Origin of the sequence: Campylobacter lari (assembly GCF_004357905.1) — a bacterium.
Taxonomy (GTDB): domain Bacteria; phylum Campylobacterota; class Campylobacteria; order Campylobacterales; family Campylobacteraceae; genus Campylobacter_D; species Campylobacter_D lari_D.
Window position 1 is genome coordinate 1 of record NZ_SMTT01000001.1, and the last position, 15,694, is coordinate 15,694.

At 29.6% G+C, this 15,694-nt stretch carries 18 protein-coding genes; 12 read left to right on the forward strand and 6 right to left on the reverse strand.

The genetic code is table 11. The annotated features are described in order from the left end of the window. From E2O22_RS00005 to E2O22_RS00015, 3 genes are all read right to left on the reverse strand, one after another. Positions 1-219 (reverse strand): YlcI/YnfO family protein (locus E2O22_RS00005; RefSeq protein WP_133318656.1); only part of this gene is annotated, 219 nt, incomplete at its 3' end. Between the two features lie 10 nt (positions 220-229). Then, on the reverse strand, positions 230-793 hold the full coding sequence (locus E2O22_RS00010; RefSeq protein WP_133318657.1) for a bacteriohemerythrin: 564 nt from the start codon (positions 791-793) through the stop codon (positions 230-232). 77 nt (positions 794-870) lie between these two features. Then, positions 871-1,458 (reverse strand): bacteriohemerythrin, encoded by a 588-nt coding sequence (locus E2O22_RS00015; RefSeq protein WP_133318658.1) that lies wholly within the window; start codon positions 1,456-1,458, stop codon positions 871-873. 129 nt (positions 1,459-1,587) lie between these two features. Here E2O22_RS00015 and dccR point away from each other — a divergent pair, with 129 nt between their 5' ends. Further along, positions 1,588-2,253 (forward strand): two-component system response regulator DccR, encoded by a 666-nt coding sequence (dccR, locus tag E2O22_RS00020; protein WP_133318659.1) that lies wholly within the window; start codon positions 1,588-1,590, stop codon positions 2,251-2,253. Further along, the gene (locus tag E2O22_RS00025) at positions 2,246-3,469 is read left to right on the forward strand and encodes a sensor histidine kinase (RefSeq protein ID WP_133318660.1); all 1,224 of its coding nucleotides are present in this window, start codon (positions 2,246-2,248) and stop codon (positions 3,467-3,469) included. The genes dccR and E2O22_RS00025 overlap by 8 nt, the downstream gene beginning before the upstream one ends. A gap of 2 nt (positions 3,470-3,471) precedes the next feature. Here the strand turns inward: E2O22_RS00025 and E2O22_RS00030 are convergent, their stop codons facing one another. From E2O22_RS00030 to ribE, 3 genes are read right to left on the reverse strand one after another with little or no spacing between them, the layout of a single operon-like run. After that, the gene (locus tag E2O22_RS00030) at positions 3,472-3,678 is read right to left on the reverse strand and encodes a hypothetical protein (protein WP_133318661.1); all 207 of its coding nucleotides are present in this window, start codon (positions 3,676-3,678) and stop codon (positions 3,472-3,474) included. Position 3,679: 1 nt separating this feature from the next. Beyond that, positions 3,680-4,348 (reverse strand): peptidoglycan editing factor PgeF, encoded by a 669-nt coding sequence (gene pgeF, locus E2O22_RS00035; protein WP_133318662.1) that lies wholly within the window; start codon positions 4,346-4,348, stop codon positions 3,680-3,682. Next, complete coding sequence (ribE, locus tag E2O22_RS00040) at positions 4,312-4,920, reverse strand: riboflavin synthase (RefSeq protein ID WP_133318663.1); 609 nt, start codon at positions 4,918-4,920, stop codon at positions 4,312-4,314. The genes pgeF and ribE overlap by 37 nt, the downstream gene beginning before the upstream one ends. Positions 4,921-5,043: 123 nt before the next feature. Here ribE and mnmG point away from each other — a divergent pair, with 123 nt between their 5' ends. The 10 genes from mnmG (at position 5,044) to gmk (ending at position 15,694) form a co-directional block, all read left to right on the forward strand. After that, a complete protein-coding gene (mnmG, locus tag E2O22_RS00045; protein WP_133318664.1) occupies positions 5,044-6,900 on the forward strand; it encodes a tRNA uridine-5-carboxymethylaminomethyl(34) synthesis enzyme MnmG in 1,857 nt (618 codons plus the stop codon). A gap of 165 nt (positions 6,901-7,065) precedes the next feature. Beyond that, positions 7,066-7,569 carry a ubiquinol-cytochrome c reductase iron-sulfur subunit gene (petA, locus tag E2O22_RS00050; protein WP_133318665.1) on the forward strand — a complete coding sequence of 168 codons (504 nt, stop codon included), beginning with the start codon at positions 7,066-7,068 and terminating at the stop codon, positions 7,567-7,569. 1 nt (position 7,570) lies between these two features. Further along, positions 7,571-8,815 (forward strand): cytochrome b, encoded by a 1,245-nt coding sequence (locus tag E2O22_RS00055; RefSeq protein WP_133318666.1) that lies wholly within the window; start codon positions 7,571-7,573, stop codon positions 8,813-8,815. Positions 8,816-8,817: 2 nt separating this feature from the next. Continuing rightward, positions 8,818-9,945, forward strand: a complete 1,128-nt coding sequence (locus tag E2O22_RS00060; protein ID WP_133318667.1) for a c-type cytochrome — start codon at positions 8,818-8,820, stop codon at positions 9,943-9,945. 173 nt (positions 9,946-10,118) lie between these two features. Continuing rightward, positions 10,119-10,904, forward strand: a complete 786-nt coding sequence (gene rpsB / locus E2O22_RS00065; protein ID WP_087700911.1) for a 30S ribosomal protein S2 — start codon at positions 10,119-10,121, stop codon at positions 10,902-10,904. Continuing rightward, entirely contained in the window at positions 10,904-11,980 is a 1,077-nt protein-coding gene (gene tsf / locus E2O22_RS00070) for a translation elongation factor Ts (RefSeq protein ID WP_039626638.1), read from the forward strand. Before rpsB ends, tsf begins: the two co-directional genes overlap by 1 nt. A gap of 2 nt (positions 11,981-11,982) precedes the next feature. Continuing rightward, positions 11,983-12,618, forward strand: coding sequence for an ABC transporter ATP-binding protein (locus tag E2O22_RS00075; RefSeq protein WP_133318668.1), 636 nt, complete (start codon positions 11,983-11,985; stop codon positions 12,616-12,618). Next, positions 12,605-13,375 carry a flagellar biosynthetic protein FliR gene (fliR, locus tag E2O22_RS00080; protein ID WP_133318669.1) on the forward strand — a complete coding sequence of 257 codons (771 nt, stop codon included), beginning with the start codon at positions 12,605-12,607 and terminating at the stop codon, positions 13,373-13,375. The genes E2O22_RS00075 and fliR overlap by 14 nt, the downstream gene beginning before the upstream one ends. Before the next feature lie 58 nt (positions 13,376-13,433). Next, a complete protein-coding gene (locus E2O22_RS07905) occupies positions 13,434-15,083 on the forward strand; it encodes a hypothetical protein (RefSeq protein WP_165955251.1) in 1,650 nt (549 codons plus the stop codon). Next, positions 15,080-15,694, forward strand: coding sequence for a guanylate kinase (gmk, locus tag E2O22_RS00090; protein WP_133318670.1), 615 nt, complete (start codon positions 15,080-15,082; stop codon positions 15,692-15,694). The genes E2O22_RS07905 and gmk overlap by 4 nt, the downstream gene beginning before the upstream one ends.

The window sequence follows — 15,694 nt, forward strand, 5'->3', positions numbered from 1 at the left end:
ACATTTTAATTTTTTTATAATGTTATCTAATTTTTTACTATCTCCATCTTTTAAATCTTCTAAAGCTTCTATGGCTGGAGCAAAGTCTTCTATTTCATCAAGATAATTTTCTAAAGCATTGCGTAAAATTTCAGCTTTTTTCTTTTTAGAAAATTTCGCAGTTTGATTTAAGCGTTCATAAAGCTCTAATGGAAGAGTTAAGGTGTAGCGTTTGTTCATTTTATAGCCTTTATTTTAGTTTGATAGCTTCTTGACAAGTTTTACATTTGTAACTTGCATTGTTTAATTGAATTTTTTGGTGAATTTCGCAAGGAACTTTGTGAATTTTATTTACACAAGAGCAAATATATTCATAAATTTCTTGAGTTTCTTGAAAAGTTATAGTATTGGCATTTTTATTTAGTTGCGCTTGATGCCATTTTTCTATCTTCATATCTTCTCTTAAAATATGCTCTAAAAGCCATTTTGATGCAATGACATTAAGTTTTTCTTTGAGATCATTTGTGCTTTTGAGATTTTGAATTAAATCAATCATAGATTGGATGATACTTTTGTGAATTTTTTGATGGTTAGAAAGTTCAGGATAACCTATTTTTGCCATGTATTTTTCTTCTTCGGCAAAATGCTCTTTCATATAATTAAAAAAATCTGCAAGTAAAAATTTAATTTGTCCTTTATGGACAGGTTTATCTGAAATCATCTCGACATTTGCAGCAAGTTCAAAAAGTTTTTTATGCTGTCTGTCAATTTCTTCATTATGGATACTATATTTACTACACCATTTTGGTAGCATGTTAGCTCCTTGTTTATATTTAGAAGAGTTTTATAAGCATTATAGTTTACTATATTTTAAATTATTATTAATTTTTATTAGATTTCTATTTTTTCTTTGTATTGTATTAAATTCGCAGAGCATTCTTTACATTTAAACTGCACTTTAGAATATTGCATTTTTAAATGAATATCATAAGGAACTTTGTGTGTTTTTCCTTCGCATTGACATTGATATAAGAATTTTTTTGGTTTTGGAGCTTCTTCTTCAAAAGTATCTGGAGAATTCTTTACTTGGGTGTTTTGACGCCAATGTTCTATCATCATATCATGCTGAATGATGTGTTCTATCAACCATGAATTAACTACTATATATAATTTTTCTTTTAAATCATTTGTACTTTTTATACTTTGTATGAGTTTTATCATGGATTTTGTGATTTGTTTATGCATGAGTTTGTGTTGATTTAGATAAGGGTAATTAATCTCAGCCATATAGGATTCTTCATCTTGAAAATGAATTTTAATATAGTGAAAAAATTCAGCAACTATCTTTTTAAGCTCGACTTGATAAACTGGCCTATCTGAAATTTCTTCCACTTTGGCGGCAAGTTCAAAAAGTTTTTTATGTTGTTCGTCAATTTTTTCATTATTAATACTATATTTTTGATCCCAATTTGGCAACATAATAAAATCCTAAATTCAATAAAATAGTTAATATTTTATAAATACTTGCCTTTAAATATGCTAAATTCACACTAAATTTACATAAAAAAAATATAATAATCCAAATTAAAATAGCATAAAAGGCTTAAAATGGCTACGCAAATTCTTTTACTAGAAGATGATATTAACTTAGGGGAAATTGTTAGTGAGTTTTTAGAAGAAGAAGGCTTTGAAGTGGTTTTGGTGGATAATGCTCAAGATGCACAAGATAAAGCTTATGAGAAAAATTTTGATTTATGGATTTTGGATGTAAAAGTCCCTTTGGGAGATGGTTTTAGTGTGCTTAAAAATTTAAGAGAAGCAGGTAGATATACCCCAGCTATTTTTATGACCTCTTTAAATACTACTATGGATTTACAACAAGGATTTGAATGTGGTTGTGATGATTATATCAAAAAGCCTTTTGAATTGCAGGAGTTAAAAATAAGGATTAATGCTATTTTAAAGCGTTCTTTTGCGCATAAAAATGAAGATTATGAGGACTTGGGAAATGGTTTTAAATTTGCTTTTATATCGCAAACTTTATATCAAAACGATAAGCCATTGTCTTTACCTTTAAAAGAATTAAAACTTTTATCATTACTTTTGAAAAATAAAGGTAAATTTATAGATACTGCTTATATTTTTGAAGAAATTTGGGAATATGATCAAGAACCAAGTGAGCTTAGTTTGAGAGCTTATGTGAAAAATTTACGAAAAATTTTAGGAAAAGAAAGCATTATTAATCAAAGAGGAAGAGGGTATTGTTATGCATGAAGCCAAGCGCGTTGCATGGCAAATTCTTTCTTTGTATTTAGTAAGTGTAGGAAGTATTCTTGTAGTGCTTTTTGGTATATGGTATGCTAAGTTAATAGAAGATTTAATAAGCGAATATAGCATAAAGCTAAGACAAGAACATCGTTTTGTGATTTTGCAAATGGAAAAATCGCGTTTTGAACCCATAGAAAAAAGTGCTAAGAAAATAGCTCAAATTTCTAATATAAAATTTGCAATATTTGATAGAACTAAGGTTTATTTTTCTAATCTTGATTTACCTGCTCAAACAACTTTTTTTAAATTAAATAATGCGAATATTTATAACAATAACACTTTGATTTATGTAGCTGATATAAATTTAAATAGCTTGTTACTTGCTGATAATCAAAATCAAAGTGCTTTAGAAATATTAGGAGATGTAAATCGTTTAAGAGTTTTAATACAAGGCGATGATATCTCTAAAGAGCTTGGATTTATAAGATTTAAAGTTGCTTTAGCTATGGTATTTTCTTTGATTTTTGTTAGTTTGGTAGGATATTTAATACTTAAATTTGCACTCAAGCCTTTAGAAGCAAGAATAAGGTTTTTAAATAATTTTATAAAAGATACCACTCATGAGATTAATACCCCAATTAGTGCAATATTAATGAGTGTAGAGAGTTTAGAAAGAAAAAAGAATTTTGAAGAAATTAAGGCTTTAAAGCGTGTAAAAATAGCTGCTTTGACTTTGAGTCATTTGTATTCAGATTTAACTTTTTTAAATTTTTCTCAAGCTTATGAGGCTAAAAAGGATTGGATATTTTTAAAAAATTTGATTAAAGAAAGAATGGAGTATTTCAAGATATTTTTAGAGCAAAAAAATATTGACTTAGAACTTGTTTTAGAGGATAATGGAAAAATTTATGCTAATAAAGAGCAATTTTTTAAAATGTTTGATAATCTTGTTAATAACGCTATAAAATATAATATAAAAAATGGACATATTAAAATAGCACTTTTAGAGCAAAAACTTATAATAGCAGATAGTGGTTGTGGCATAGCAAAGGAAAATTTGGCTAATATTTTTGAGCGTTATTCAAGATTTAATGAAAATCAAGGTGGTTTTGGTATAGGACTTTCTTTGGTAGATAAAATTTGTAAAGAACATAATATAAAAATAAAAGTAGAAAGTGAGTTAAAGAAAGGAACAAAATTTATTTTAACTTGGAAAAATTAAAATTATTTATTGCTCATTTTAGCTTTTTCTTTAGCATTTATAAGCGTTGTGATAAATTCATTTAAATTTTTAGTATCGTTTTGATTTAGAGTTTGTGGGGTATGATTTAGCATTTGAGTGATTAAAAGTTCATTGCTTAAGTCATTATCACCAAATTCTCTAGCTTTTTGTAGAATTTTTAAAGCAAGTAGATTTTTTACTTCATACATTTTAATCCTTTAAATAAATCACGCTAACAATGCGCTTTGGAGTTTGATTTTTTCTATAAGAAAAAAATCTCTCATCATCAAAGGTGCAAAGATTGATATCAAAAATATCATTAATACCTAATTCTTTTGCTTGAAATTTAACTAATGCTTTTAAATCAAGCTTATTTTCATGTAAAAAATGCGCAAAATTTTCTTTGCTGTGGTTTAAAACCTCGCCATTAATTTCATAATTTTTAGCACAAATTCCTGCTGAAATGATGAGTTTTAAATTCTTGGTTTGAGTGTTAAAACTTTCTTGCATTTTCAAAACAGCTTCTTTTAAGATATTTTCAAAACAACCTTTTCTACCTGAATGCAAAGCTGCTATGGTTTTATTTTTATCATCATATAAAAGCAAAGGCAGGCAATCAGCGCTTAAAATACACAAAGCTATATTTTTTTCATTGCTAATTATCCCATCAGCATTAAAGTGAAAATTTTTATTATAATGAGTGATGATATTAGAATGAATTTGATTTAAAAATACACACTTTTTTATAGAATTTTCCCAAGGAAAAATATTATTACAAATTTTTGCTCTAAAAATATTATAATCTTGATCAAAGGCTACAAAAGCTTTTGCGAAATCATTTTCTAATAAAGTGATGTAATCTTGTCTATTTGTTGCCATGAAATTTCTTTTTTATAATTTAATTGTCTGTGTATATATCTTGCTAAAAGATCACTTTCTATATTGACGCGTCTTCCTATGGTGTAATTTTTAAACAAGGTTTCATTAAAGGTTATAGGAATAATAGTCAAACGAATACTATCTTTTAAAACTTCATTGATAGTTAAACTTACTCCATCTATAGCTACGCTTGCTTTATTTGCCATATAAATTTGTATATTATCAGGGCATTTAATATAAAAATCAACTCCGTTTTCTTTTTTAGAAATATTAGTAATTTCGCCAATACCATCAATGTGTCCTTGCATTAAATGCCCATCTATTCTATCGCCATAAGCTAATGCAGGTTCAATATGCACATAGTCTTTTAAATTTTCAATAGCTATGTGAGTTCTTGTTTCATAAGAAAGTTCAAGATTAAAGCCATCATCAAAAAGTTTTGTTACGCTCAAGCACGCACCATTAACTGCTATACTATCGCCTAGTTTTGGTTTGTAACTTGCTTTTAATCTTAAAGTGTTGTTTTGATATGATTTGACAAAGGCTAATTCGCGGATTAATCCATTAAACATTCAATACCTTTAATTTTTATGAGATTTTATCCAAAACTTTTAAATTTCAAAAAGTATTTTTAGTGTTTTATTTTAAAAAATATTATATAATTTTTGCCTTTTTTATAAAAATGAGGTCAAAATATGTATGATATAATCGTAATAGGTGGCGGGCATGCTGGAGTTGAGGCTAGTGCCGGGGCTGCTAGAATGGGCAAAAAAACTTTACTTTTAACTACTTTAATCGAGCAAATTGGTGCTGCAAGTTGTAATCCTGCTATAGGCGGCTTAGCAAAAGGACATTTGGTAAAAGAGCTTGATGCTATGGGTGGACTTATGGGACAAATTACCGATGAGGCTGGAATTCAATTTAGAATTTTAAATGAAAGCAAAGGTGTTGCAGTGCGTGGAAGTAGAGCGCAAATTGATATGGACGCTTATAGAATTTGTGCTAGAAATAAGCTTTTAAAACTTGAAAATTTAGAAATCTCTCAAGAGCAAGCTTTGTCTTTACTTATAGAAAATGACGAGGTTAAGGGCGTTAAAACTAATTTAGAAAATACATATTTTGCTAAAAAAATCATACTTACAACAGGAACTTTTTTAAATGGACTTATCCATATAGGTGAAACTAAGCTTCAAGCAGGTAGGGTAGGTGAGCTTGCGTCTGTAAATTTGGGTGAGTATTTAAAACAAAGTGGTTTAAAAGTAGGGAGGTTAAAAACAGGAACTTGTCCAAGAGTAGATGCTAAAAGTATTGATTTTAGTGTTTTAGAAATTCAACCCGGAGATGAAAACCCTAAGGCCTTTAGTTTTAAAACAAAAAATTTCAAGCCTAATCAACTTCCATGTTATATAGCAAGAACAAATTTAAAAACACATGAGATTATAAAAAGTAACTTTTACCGCGCTCCGCTTTTTACAGGACAAATTGAAGGTATAGGTCCAAGATATTGTCCATCTATAGAAGATAAGATTAATCGTTTTGGTGATAAAGAAAGTCATCATTTATTTATAGAGCCACAAACTAAAGATGCTACTGAATATTATATCAATGGCTTTTCTACCTCACTTCCTTATGAAGTGCAAATTGCGATGTTAAGAAGTATAAAAGGTTTTGAAAATGCTAAAATCACGCGTTTTGGTTATGCCATAGAGTATGATTATATTGATCCAACGGAGTTAAAACATACTTTAGAAACTAAAAAGATTAAAAATTTGTATTGTGCTGGGCAAATTAACGGAACTACTGGTTATGAAGAAGCAGCTGTACAAGGTTTTATGGCAGGAGTGAACGCGGTTTTAGCAATTGATGAAAAAGAGCCTTTTGTATTAAGACGCGATGAGGCTTATATAGGGGTATTAATCGATGATTTAGTAATGAAAGGCACAAAAGAGCCTTATAGAATGTTTACTTCAAGAGCTGAATATAGACTGCTCTTAAGAGAAGAAAATGCTATTTTAAGACTTGGAGAATATGGACATAATTTTAAACTTTTAAGTCAAGAAGACTATGCATATATTGATAATATAAAGCAAAATGTTAGGAAAGGACTTGAGTTTTTACTTCAAACTACATGGACACCAAGCAATCAAAATAATGAATTTTTGCAAAGCATTAAAGAAGAAAAAATTACCTCAATAGTAAGTTTGCAAAAAATTGTTGCAAGAGCGAGTTTTAATATAGAAAAATTAAAAGCTCTAGATGAAATGTTTGCAAAAATGGATGAGTATTCTTTAAATGAAATTTTAAATGAAGCAAAATATTATCATTATATAGCAATGCAAAAAGCACAAATAGAAAAAATGAAAAACTTAAATGACTTAAAAATTCCTGAAAATTTTGACTTTAAAAGTGTAAGTGGTTTGAGTAATGAAGTGGTGGAAAAACTGCAAAAATTTAATCCGCCAACTATTTTTGCTGCTTCGCAAATTAGTGGTATCACCCCTGCTGCTTTAGATATTTTGCATATTTATATCAAAATGAAAAACAATAGATGATATTAACTTATCTATTGTTTTGATTTGAAAATAAATACACTTCTGTTATTTTAAATAAATACTTGCATATCTTAAATAAAGCTTTTTTATATAAAGAAAAAATTTATTATTTTTTAGATAAACTGCTATACTTTACAACAAATAAATCAAAACAAAGGAAGTAAAATGGCTACATCTGAAAGTAGACGAAGCTTTATGGGCTTTGCCTTTGGAACGGTAGCTGCTGTGGGTGGTGCTTTTTCATTAGTTGCAATGAAAAAAACATGGGATCCGCTCCCAAGTGTAAAAGCAGCAGGTATTACTACCGTAGATCTTTCTGGTATGAAAGAAGGCGAATTAAGAACAATCGAGTGGCGTAAAAAGCCTATATTTATCTTAAAAAAAGATGCGGATATGGCAAAAGATAGCAGTAGGGATGTTATTGTGGGTGATGTTGCATATACTGTAGTTATTGGTCTTTGCACGCATTTAGGCTGTATTCCAGCTTATGCTCCAAGTGAGAAATTGTTTAAGTGCGCATGCCACGGTGGCGAATTTGACACTAGTGGTAAAAATGTATTTGGTCCTCCTCCAAGACCTTTGGACATTCCTCCTTTTAGAATTGATGGAACTAAATTAGTGTTAGGTGAAGAAGGTCCAGAATATAAAAAAATGATTGCGGAGGCTTGATATGGCACAGATAAAAAAAGCTAGTGGTATTATAGATTGGCTTGATCAAAGATTAGCTGTAAATAAGCTTTTTAATGTTTTAATGGCTCAGTATTGGATACCAAAACAAATTAACTTCTTATGGGCAATGGGTGTTATCTTGACAACTCTTTTTGCTATTTTATTTATTTCAGGTCTATTTTTAGTAATGTATTATAAGCCAGATGTGGCTTTGGCTTTTGATAGTGTTAATAAAACTATCATGCAAGAAGTAGAGTATGGTTGGCTTTGGCGTCATATGCATGGTGTGGCTGCTTCAGTTGTGTTTTTAATCATATATATCCATATGTTAACGGGAATTTATTATGGCTCTTATAAAAAGGGTCGTGAGATGATTTGGATTAGCGGTATGCTTTTGTTTGTTGTATTTTCAGCAGAAGCATTTAGTGGGTATATGTTACCTTGGGGACAAATGAGTTTTTGGGCTGCTCAAGTTATTACTCAGCTTTTTGGCGGAATTCCTTTTATAGGTGATGCATTAGTTATTTGGATAAGAGGAGATTTTGCAGTATCAGATCCAACTTTAACTAGATTTTTTATGCTGCATGTGTGTTTATTACCTATTGTAATTTTAGCAATTATTGCATTCCACTTTTATTCTTTAAGAATTCCTCATGTAAATAATGAAATTTCAGAAGAAATTGATTTTGATTTGGAAGCTGAAAAATATTTAGCAGGTGATACAAAAGGTTCTAAAGTTATTCCTTTTTGGCCAGGATTTTTAGCTAAAGATTTTATGTATATTGCGTTATTTATGATTTTCTTCTTCTATTTGGTGTGTTTTAAATTTAATTTCGCAATGGATCCAATTAACTTTGACCCAGCAAATTCTTTAAAAACACCTCCTCATATTTATCCTGAGTGGTATTTCTTATGGAGTTATGAAGTTTTAAGAGGATTTTTCTTTGATGTTGGAAGCATTAAAGCTTTTGATATAGGTCTTGCAGCGTTTGGTATAGCACAAATTATTTTCTTCTTGTTACCTTGGCTTGATAGAAGTGATGTTGTGAAACCAGCACACGAAAGACCAATGTTTTTTGCATGGTTTTGGGTGTTATTGATAGATTTAATTGTACTAACAGTTTATGGAAAGCTTCCTCCAACAGGAATTAATGCTTGGATAGGATTTTATGCTTCTATGGTATTTTTACTATTATTGTTAGTAGTCTTACCAATTATTACTATCATGGAAAGAAAAAGGGGCTAATAATGAGAGAATTAAAAATATTTTTTGTAGTTGTCTTTTTCACAGGTTTAGTTTATTGGGGGGTTGAGCCTTATGCACATTCAGTGATGAATCCTCCTTCAACTCCGGTTAATTTTGACTTTGCAAAAGCTGATGTAGAATTTACCAAAGGCGAAGTTGCTTTAAAAGAAAAAGCTGCAATAGATGCTAATGCTTCAGGAAGTGAAAAAGCTATAGCTAATGCTCAAAAAGCACTAGAGCTTGCTAAAAGCCAAGAAGAAGCTACCAAGCAATTATGGGAAAAAATCGCAAAAATTGATTTTAGTAAAGGTAATGCACAAAAAGGAAAAGAGCTTTTTGAAGGAAATTGTATTGCATGTCATGGTGTGAAAGCCGTCGGAATTCCTGCTACTATTACAGATTCTTCTTTAGGTGTAACACCTCCTGATTTAAGTGATGCGGGTGCTATTTATGATGAGAAATTTTTAGCAGCACTGATTGTTGATCCAGTTAAGGCTTTGCAAATTTCACATAAATTTAACGATGAAAATCCATTCTTAATGCCTGCTTATCCTTTAAGTGGTGATGAAGCACAAGATAATCAAGATTTAGCAGATTTAATTGCATTCTTTAAAAATACAGCTAGTGAGTATGAGAAGGAATTTGATACAAAATTAAAAGCAGATTTAGAAGAAAAATATGCTAAAAACCAAGAGCTTTCAGAGCAAGCAAAAACGGCTTTAATTGCAAAAGAATTTGATTTTGCTAAAAACAAACATACATTTGAAAATGCTTGCGGAAGATGCCATGATGTAAAATATGATGGTTTTGTTTCAAGTTCAAAGATGAGTGATTTAAAAAATTATCTTGGTATGACGCCTCCGGATTTATCTATGATGATTCGTTCTAAAGGCGCACATTATCTTGAAATCTTTATCAATGAACCTCAAAAGAAAATTCATGGAACTGCTATGCCAAGAGTTGGTCTAAATGAAAAAGCACAAACTCAAGTTATTAGTTATCTTGAAAAAGTTGGTGATAGTAAAAAAGAAGAAAGAGAGCAAACAGGAATTTATATTATGATATTCTTTGCTATCTTAAGTATTTTTGCTATAGGTTGGAAAAGATCAGTTTGGTCTAAACTACACTAATTTACTCAAAGAACGCCTTGTGGCGTTCTTTTTCTTCAATAATAAGCTAAATATAAAATAAAATTTGATATAATATTTTTTCATTTCACACGCATTAATTTCCTTATTAGGTTGCTTATGGGTTAAAGAATGCGGAGGAATAAACCTAATTATTTTATTTCAAGGAGAATTTCATGGTAAGCATGAGAGATTTGTTAGAGTGTGGTGTACACTTTGGACACCAAACAAGAAGATGGAATCCAAAAATGAAAAAATTTATTTTTGGTGAAAGAAAAGGTATTTATGTAATTGATTTGCAAAAAACGCTTAGATATTTTAGATATACATATAACATTGTTCGTGACGCTGCAGCAGAAGGTAAGACAATTTTATTTGTTGGAACTAAAAAACAAGCAGGTGGAGCGATTAAAGAATACGCTGAAAAATGTGGTATGCCTTATGTAAATCACAGATGGCTTGGTGGTATGATGACAAATTTTGGAACTATCCGCCAATCAATTAGAAAATTAGAAGTTATAGAAAAAATGGAAGAAGATGGAAGTATTAAACTTTTAACTAAAAAAGAAGCATTAATGCTTACTAGAAAAAAAGAAAAATTACTAGCATATCTTGGTGGTATTAGATATATGAAAACTCAACCTGATATGATTTTTGTTATTGATACTGTTAAAGAAAAAATTGCAGTACAAGAAGCTAATAGATTAAAAATCCCTGTAGTTGCTCCACTAGATACAAACTGCGATCCTGATTTAGTTGATTTCCCAATTCCAGGAAATGATGATGCAATTCGTTCGGTCCAACTTTTCTGTCAAGAAATGGCTGAAGCAATCAATGAAGGTAAAGCATTAAGAGAGCAAGATGGTGAAGTTAGCGAAGAACAGCCTATTTCTGAAGAAGAGAAAAAAGAAGTTTTAGAAGAAGCTATGAGTGAAGAAGATTTTGAAGGAGATAAAGAGTAATGGCTGAAATCACTGCACAAATGGTAAAAGAACTGCGCGAGAGTACTGGCGCAGGTATGATGGATTGTAAAAATGCTTTAAAAGATACAGATGGTGATTTTGAAAAAGCAGTGCAACTTTTAAGAGAAAAAGGACTTGGAAAAGCTGATAAAAAAGCTGATCGTTTAGCTGCTGAAGGTTTAGTAAGTGTAAAAGTAAGTGATGATTTTAAATGTGCAACTGTAAGTGAAATTAACTCAGAAACAGATTTTGTTGCTAAAAATGAACAATTTATTGCTTTAACAAAAGATACAACAGCACATATTCAAGCCAAGAGTCTTCAAAATGTTGAAGAATTACATTCAAGTGAGATTAATGGTGTTAAATTTGAAGAGTATTTAAAAAGTCAAATTGCAACTATTGGTGAAAATTTAGTTGTTAGAAGATTTGCTACTTTAAAAGCAGGTGCTAATGGCATAGTAAATGGTTATATTCACACCAATGGTCGTGTTGGTGTAGTTATTGCTGCAGCTTGCGATAGTGAAGCTACGGCTAGCAAGTGTGGAGAATTTTTAAAACATATTTGTATGCATATTGCTGCAATGAAGCCAAGTTATTTATCTTATGAAGAGCTTGATATGGATTTTGTAGAAAATGAGTATAAAGCTTTAGTTGCTGAGTTAGAAAAAGAAAATGAAGAAAGAAGAAGATTAAAAGATCCTAATAAACCAGAGCATAAAATTCCAAAATATGCAAGCAGAAAACAATTAACTCAAGAGGTAATTCAAGCAGCTGAAGAAGCTATTAAGGCTGAACTTCAAGCACAAGGTAAGCCAGAAAAAATTTGGCCTAATATTATCCCAGGTAAGTTGAATAGTTTTATAGCAGATAACTCTCAACTTGATAGCAGACTTACTTTAATGGGTCAGTTTTATGTAATGGATGATAAAAAAACTATCGAACAAGTAATTGCTGATAAAGAAAAGGAACTAGGTGGAACTATCAAAATAGTCGAATTTATTCGTTTTGAAGTAGGTGAGGGCCTAGAAAAGAAAACTGAAGATTTTGCTGCTGAAGTTGCTGCACAAATTGGTTAAAAATGGAACTTTTAAAAGCGGAAAATTTAAACCATAGTTTTGATATTCCGCTTTTTGAAAATTTAAATTTTACTTTAAATACAAAAGATTGTATTGCAGTATGTGGAAGCAGTGGATGTGGTAAATCTACTCTTTTACATATTTTATCTACCTTATTAAAACCTCAATCGGGAAAAGTTTTTTATAATAATCAAGATTTATACGACTTAGATGATGAAGCTTTGCTAGAAATTCGTAGAAAAGATTTTGGTATTATTTTTCAAATGCATTATTTATTTAAAGGTTTTTTGGCTTTTGAAAATATAGAACTTGCGAGTGTTTTAAGCGGCCAGAATATTGATTATGAATTATTAAAAAAACTTGATATTGCAGATTTAATGAATCAAAAAATCACAAAACTAAGCGGTGGACAACAGCAAAGAGTAAGTATAGCTAGGGTTTTAAGCAAGAAGCCAAAAATTATTTTTGCAGATGAGGCTACCGGAAATTTAGATTTTAAAAATGCTTTAAATGTAATGGATATTTTGATTGATTATATCAAAGAAAATAATGCAGCTTTAATTTTTGTTACGCATGATCAAGAGCTTGCTAAAAAATGTGATAAGGTTTTTCACTTAAACAACCATGGAATTTGTTAAATATTTAGGTGATGAAAATGTAGTTATTTTCATGCTTTTGTTTGCTAGAATGAGTGGATTGATAGTTTTTTTCCCTTTTTTTTCTCATAATAGTATTCCTTTGGTGGTAAAAACAACTTTGGTAATGTTTTTAACAATGTTTTTATACCCTTTAGCTAAGCTTGAAAATAATACACCTGATTCTTTTTTTATTCTATATCTTTTAAGTGAAGTTATTTTTGGGATGATAGCAGGAATGATTTTGCAAATGACTTTTGCCATTTTGCAAATGGCAGGTGAGCAGATTTCTTTTACTATGGGTTTTTCAATGGCTAGTGTTATGGATCCCACAACAGGTGCAAATACTCCTGTAATTTCACAAGTTTTAAATTTATTAGCTTTGCTTGTATTTTTAGCTTTTGATGGACATCATTTGATTTTGCTTTTTATATCTAATTCATTGGAATATATTAGTTTAGGTGGATTTTATCCACATGAAAATTTAATGCTTTATTTAAATAAAGCTATGGTAAATATTTTTGTGCTTGGTTTTTCTATGGCTTTTCCTGTTTTAGCTATTTCTTTGCTATCAGATGTGATTTTTGGCATGCTTATGAAAACTATGCCGCAATTTAATCTTTTAGTGGTTGGTTATCCTATCAAGATATTTTTGTCTTTCGCGGTTCTTATTGCTATTTTACTTATTATGATGCAATATTTTAAAAATTTAATAGTAAAAAGTTTTGAGCATATGGAGTTGTTATTTTTTAATATATAAGCATTAAATAATTAAAAATGTTTTAAAATAATGTATTTTTTATTCTTGGGAGATGATAATGAGGGTTTTGCTAATAAATTCCAATATAGCTGTTTCAAAATTAATTAGTTTGGGGGTTCAAAAATTAGGTTATGATTTTGAGGAGCTCAAGGATATTGAGGAGCTTGAGGGATTTTATGATGTAATTATTATAGATCATGATATTGAGGCTGATTTAGATGATTTAAAAAGTAAATGTGATAGATTGATTTATTTGTTACCTAGAAACCTAGAACAAAAAGAAGGTATAGAGTGTTTGTATAAACCGTTTTTACCTACCGATTTTATAAATCTTCTAAGCGGAGATGGGATTTTGGATGATATTCAAAAAGATGCTTTGAGCGAAGATGAACTAAATTTTGATGATGAGGAAGTTGTTGGTAAAGATATGCCTTTGGATGGAAATGAACTTTTAGAAGGTATTGATTTGTCTGAACATGAAGAAAATTTGGGTGAAGATGATTTAAATTTACAAGAAGATTTTTTTGAAGAGAATTTAGGTGATGGATTAAAAAATGATGATATGTTTGATGCAACAAGTGAGTTAATAGATGAAGAGAAAACAGAAGATGATTTAGTTTTTTCAGATAGCTTAGATAAAGAAAATATAGAAGAAAATATAGAAGAAAATATAGAAGAAAATATAGAAGAAAATATAGAAGAAAATATAGAAGAAAATATAGAAGAAAATATAGAAGAAAATATAGAAGAAAATATAGAAGAAAATATAGAAGAAAATATAGAAGAAAATATAGAAGAAAATATAGAAGAAAATATAGAAGAAAATATAGAAGAAAATATAGAAGAAAATATAGAAGAAAATATAGAAGAAAATATAGAAGAAAATATAGAAGAAAATATAGAAGAAAATATAGAAGAAACCCCTGTTGAATTTGATTCTTTTGATACACTACCTATGGTTGAAGAGATAGGTGAAAAAGAAATGAGCTTTGATGATTTACCTGAAGATGCTCAATTTATTGGTGAGGAAAAAGAAGAAAAAATAGCTTTAGAAGAAAATGAGCCTATGGTTGAAGAAATATTTGAAAATGAAAGTATAGATGATTTTCAACTAGAAGAAGAAGAGCTAAGTACTCAAGATAAGATAAAAGAAGAATTGGCCGCTATTGATGAGCTTGATGAAGAATTTAATGGTCTTGATGGTGAGTTAATGCAAAATTTTGACACTCAAGAAACAGATAACAATGAAAATACGCAAGCTTTTGATTTAGAGGAAAATATAGAGGAAAATATAGAGGAAAATATAGAGGAAAATATAGAGGAAAATATAGAGGAAAATATAGAGGAAAATATAGAGGAAAATATAGAGGAAAATATAGAGGAAAATATAGAGGAAAATATAGAGGAAAATATGAGCGAAATTTTAGACGATACACAAGATGAGTTTGCAAATTTAAATGAAAATGATATTATGTTAGCTTTAGGCGAAGAGCTTGCTCCAGCTATTGTAGAAAAGAAAGAAGAAAATATATTAAGCACTCAAGAAAAAATAGAAAATTTACAAGAAGATGAAATGGTAAATGAGCTTAGTAAGAGTATAGCTCAAACCATTACTTCAAGTATTACTGATGATACTTTAAAGGCAGCCTTGAAAGGTATGAAGATGAATATAAACATCAATATAAGCTTTGATGAGGATAAACATTGAGCGGTCAAATTTTAATTATCTCAGGACCAAGTGGAGCAGGTAAGAGTACCTTGCTTCAAAGGCTTTTTAAAGAAAAAGATAATATTTATTTTTCTATTTCAAGCACAACAAGAGCTCCTAGAGAAAATGAAAAAAATGGAGTAGATTATTTTTTTATCAGTGAAGAAGAATTTAAACAAGGTATAGAAAAAGGTGATTTTTTAGAATGGGCTTTAGTGCATAAAAATTACTACGGTACATCGTTAGTTCCTGTAAAAAAAGCATTGCAAGAGGGTAAAAGTGTCATTTTTGATATAGATGTGCAAGGCTTTTGCATAGCTAAAGAAAAAATGCCTAATTATATTACTTCTGTATTTATCACAACTAAAGATAAAAAAGAACTTGAAAAAAGATTGCTTAAGCGAAATACTGATAAAATAGAAGATATTAGCAAAAGATTAGAAAATGCTAGTGATGAAATGGCTTATTTGGACCGATATGATTTTTTAATCATAAATGATGATCTTGAAAAAAGCTATAGGGAGTTAGAAGCAGTTTTTGAAGCTTCAAAATTAAAAAGTACAAAACATGATTTAAAACAAATTCAAATTCAATGGAATAAAGGAGAATAA

Coding starts and splice junctions, on each gene's coding strand:
- E2O22_RS00010 (WP_133318657.1), bottom strand. CDS start 793: ATGCTACCAAAATGGTGTAGTAAATATAGTATCCATAATGAAGAAATT.
- E2O22_RS00015 (WP_133318658.1), bottom strand. CDS start 1,458: ATGTTGCCAAATTGGGATCAAAAATATAGTATTAATAATGAAAAAATT.
- dccR (WP_133318659.1), top strand. CDS start 1,588: ATGGCTACGCAAATTCTTTTACTAGAAGATGATATTAACTTAGGGGAA.
- E2O22_RS00025 (WP_133318660.1), top strand. CDS start 2,246: ATGCATGAAGCCAAGCGCGTTGCATGGCAAATTCTTTCTTTGTATTTA.
- E2O22_RS00030 (WP_133318661.1), bottom strand. CDS start 3,678: ATGTATGAAGTAAAAAATCTACTTGCTTTAAAAATTCTACAAAAAGCT.
- pgeF (WP_133318662.1), bottom strand. CDS start 4,348: ATGGCAACAAATAGACAAGATTACATCACTTTATTAGAAAATGATTTC.
- ribE (WP_133318663.1), bottom strand. CDS start 4,920: ATGTTTAATGGATTAATCCGCGAATTAGCCTTTGTCAAATCATATCAA.
- mnmG (WP_133318664.1), top strand. CDS start 5,044: ATGTATGATATAATCGTAATAGGTGGCGGGCATGCTGGAGTTGAGGCT.
- petA (WP_133318665.1), top strand. CDS start 7,066: ATGGCTACATCTGAAAGTAGACGAAGCTTTATGGGCTTTGCCTTTGGA.
- E2O22_RS00055 (WP_133318666.1), top strand. CDS start 7,571: ATGGCACAGATAAAAAAAGCTAGTGGTATTATAGATTGGCTTGATCAA.
- E2O22_RS00060 (WP_133318667.1), top strand. CDS start 8,818: ATGAGAGAATTAAAAATATTTTTTGTAGTTGTCTTTTTCACAGGTTTA.
- rpsB (WP_087700911.1), top strand. CDS start 10,119: ATGGTAAGCATGAGAGATTTGTTAGAGTGTGGTGTACACTTTGGACAC.
- tsf (WP_039626638.1), top strand. CDS start 10,904: ATGGCTGAAATCACTGCACAAATGGTAAAAGAACTGCGCGAGAGTACT.
- E2O22_RS00075 (WP_133318668.1), top strand. CDS start 11,983: ATGGAACTTTTAAAAGCGGAAAATTTAAACCATAGTTTTGATATTCCG.
- fliR (WP_133318669.1), top strand. CDS start 12,605: ATGGAATTTGTTAAATATTTAGGTGATGAAAATGTAGTTATTTTCATG.
- E2O22_RS07905 (WP_165955251.1), top strand. CDS start 13,434: ATGAGGGTTTTGCTAATAAATTCCAATATAGCTGTTTCAAAATTAATT.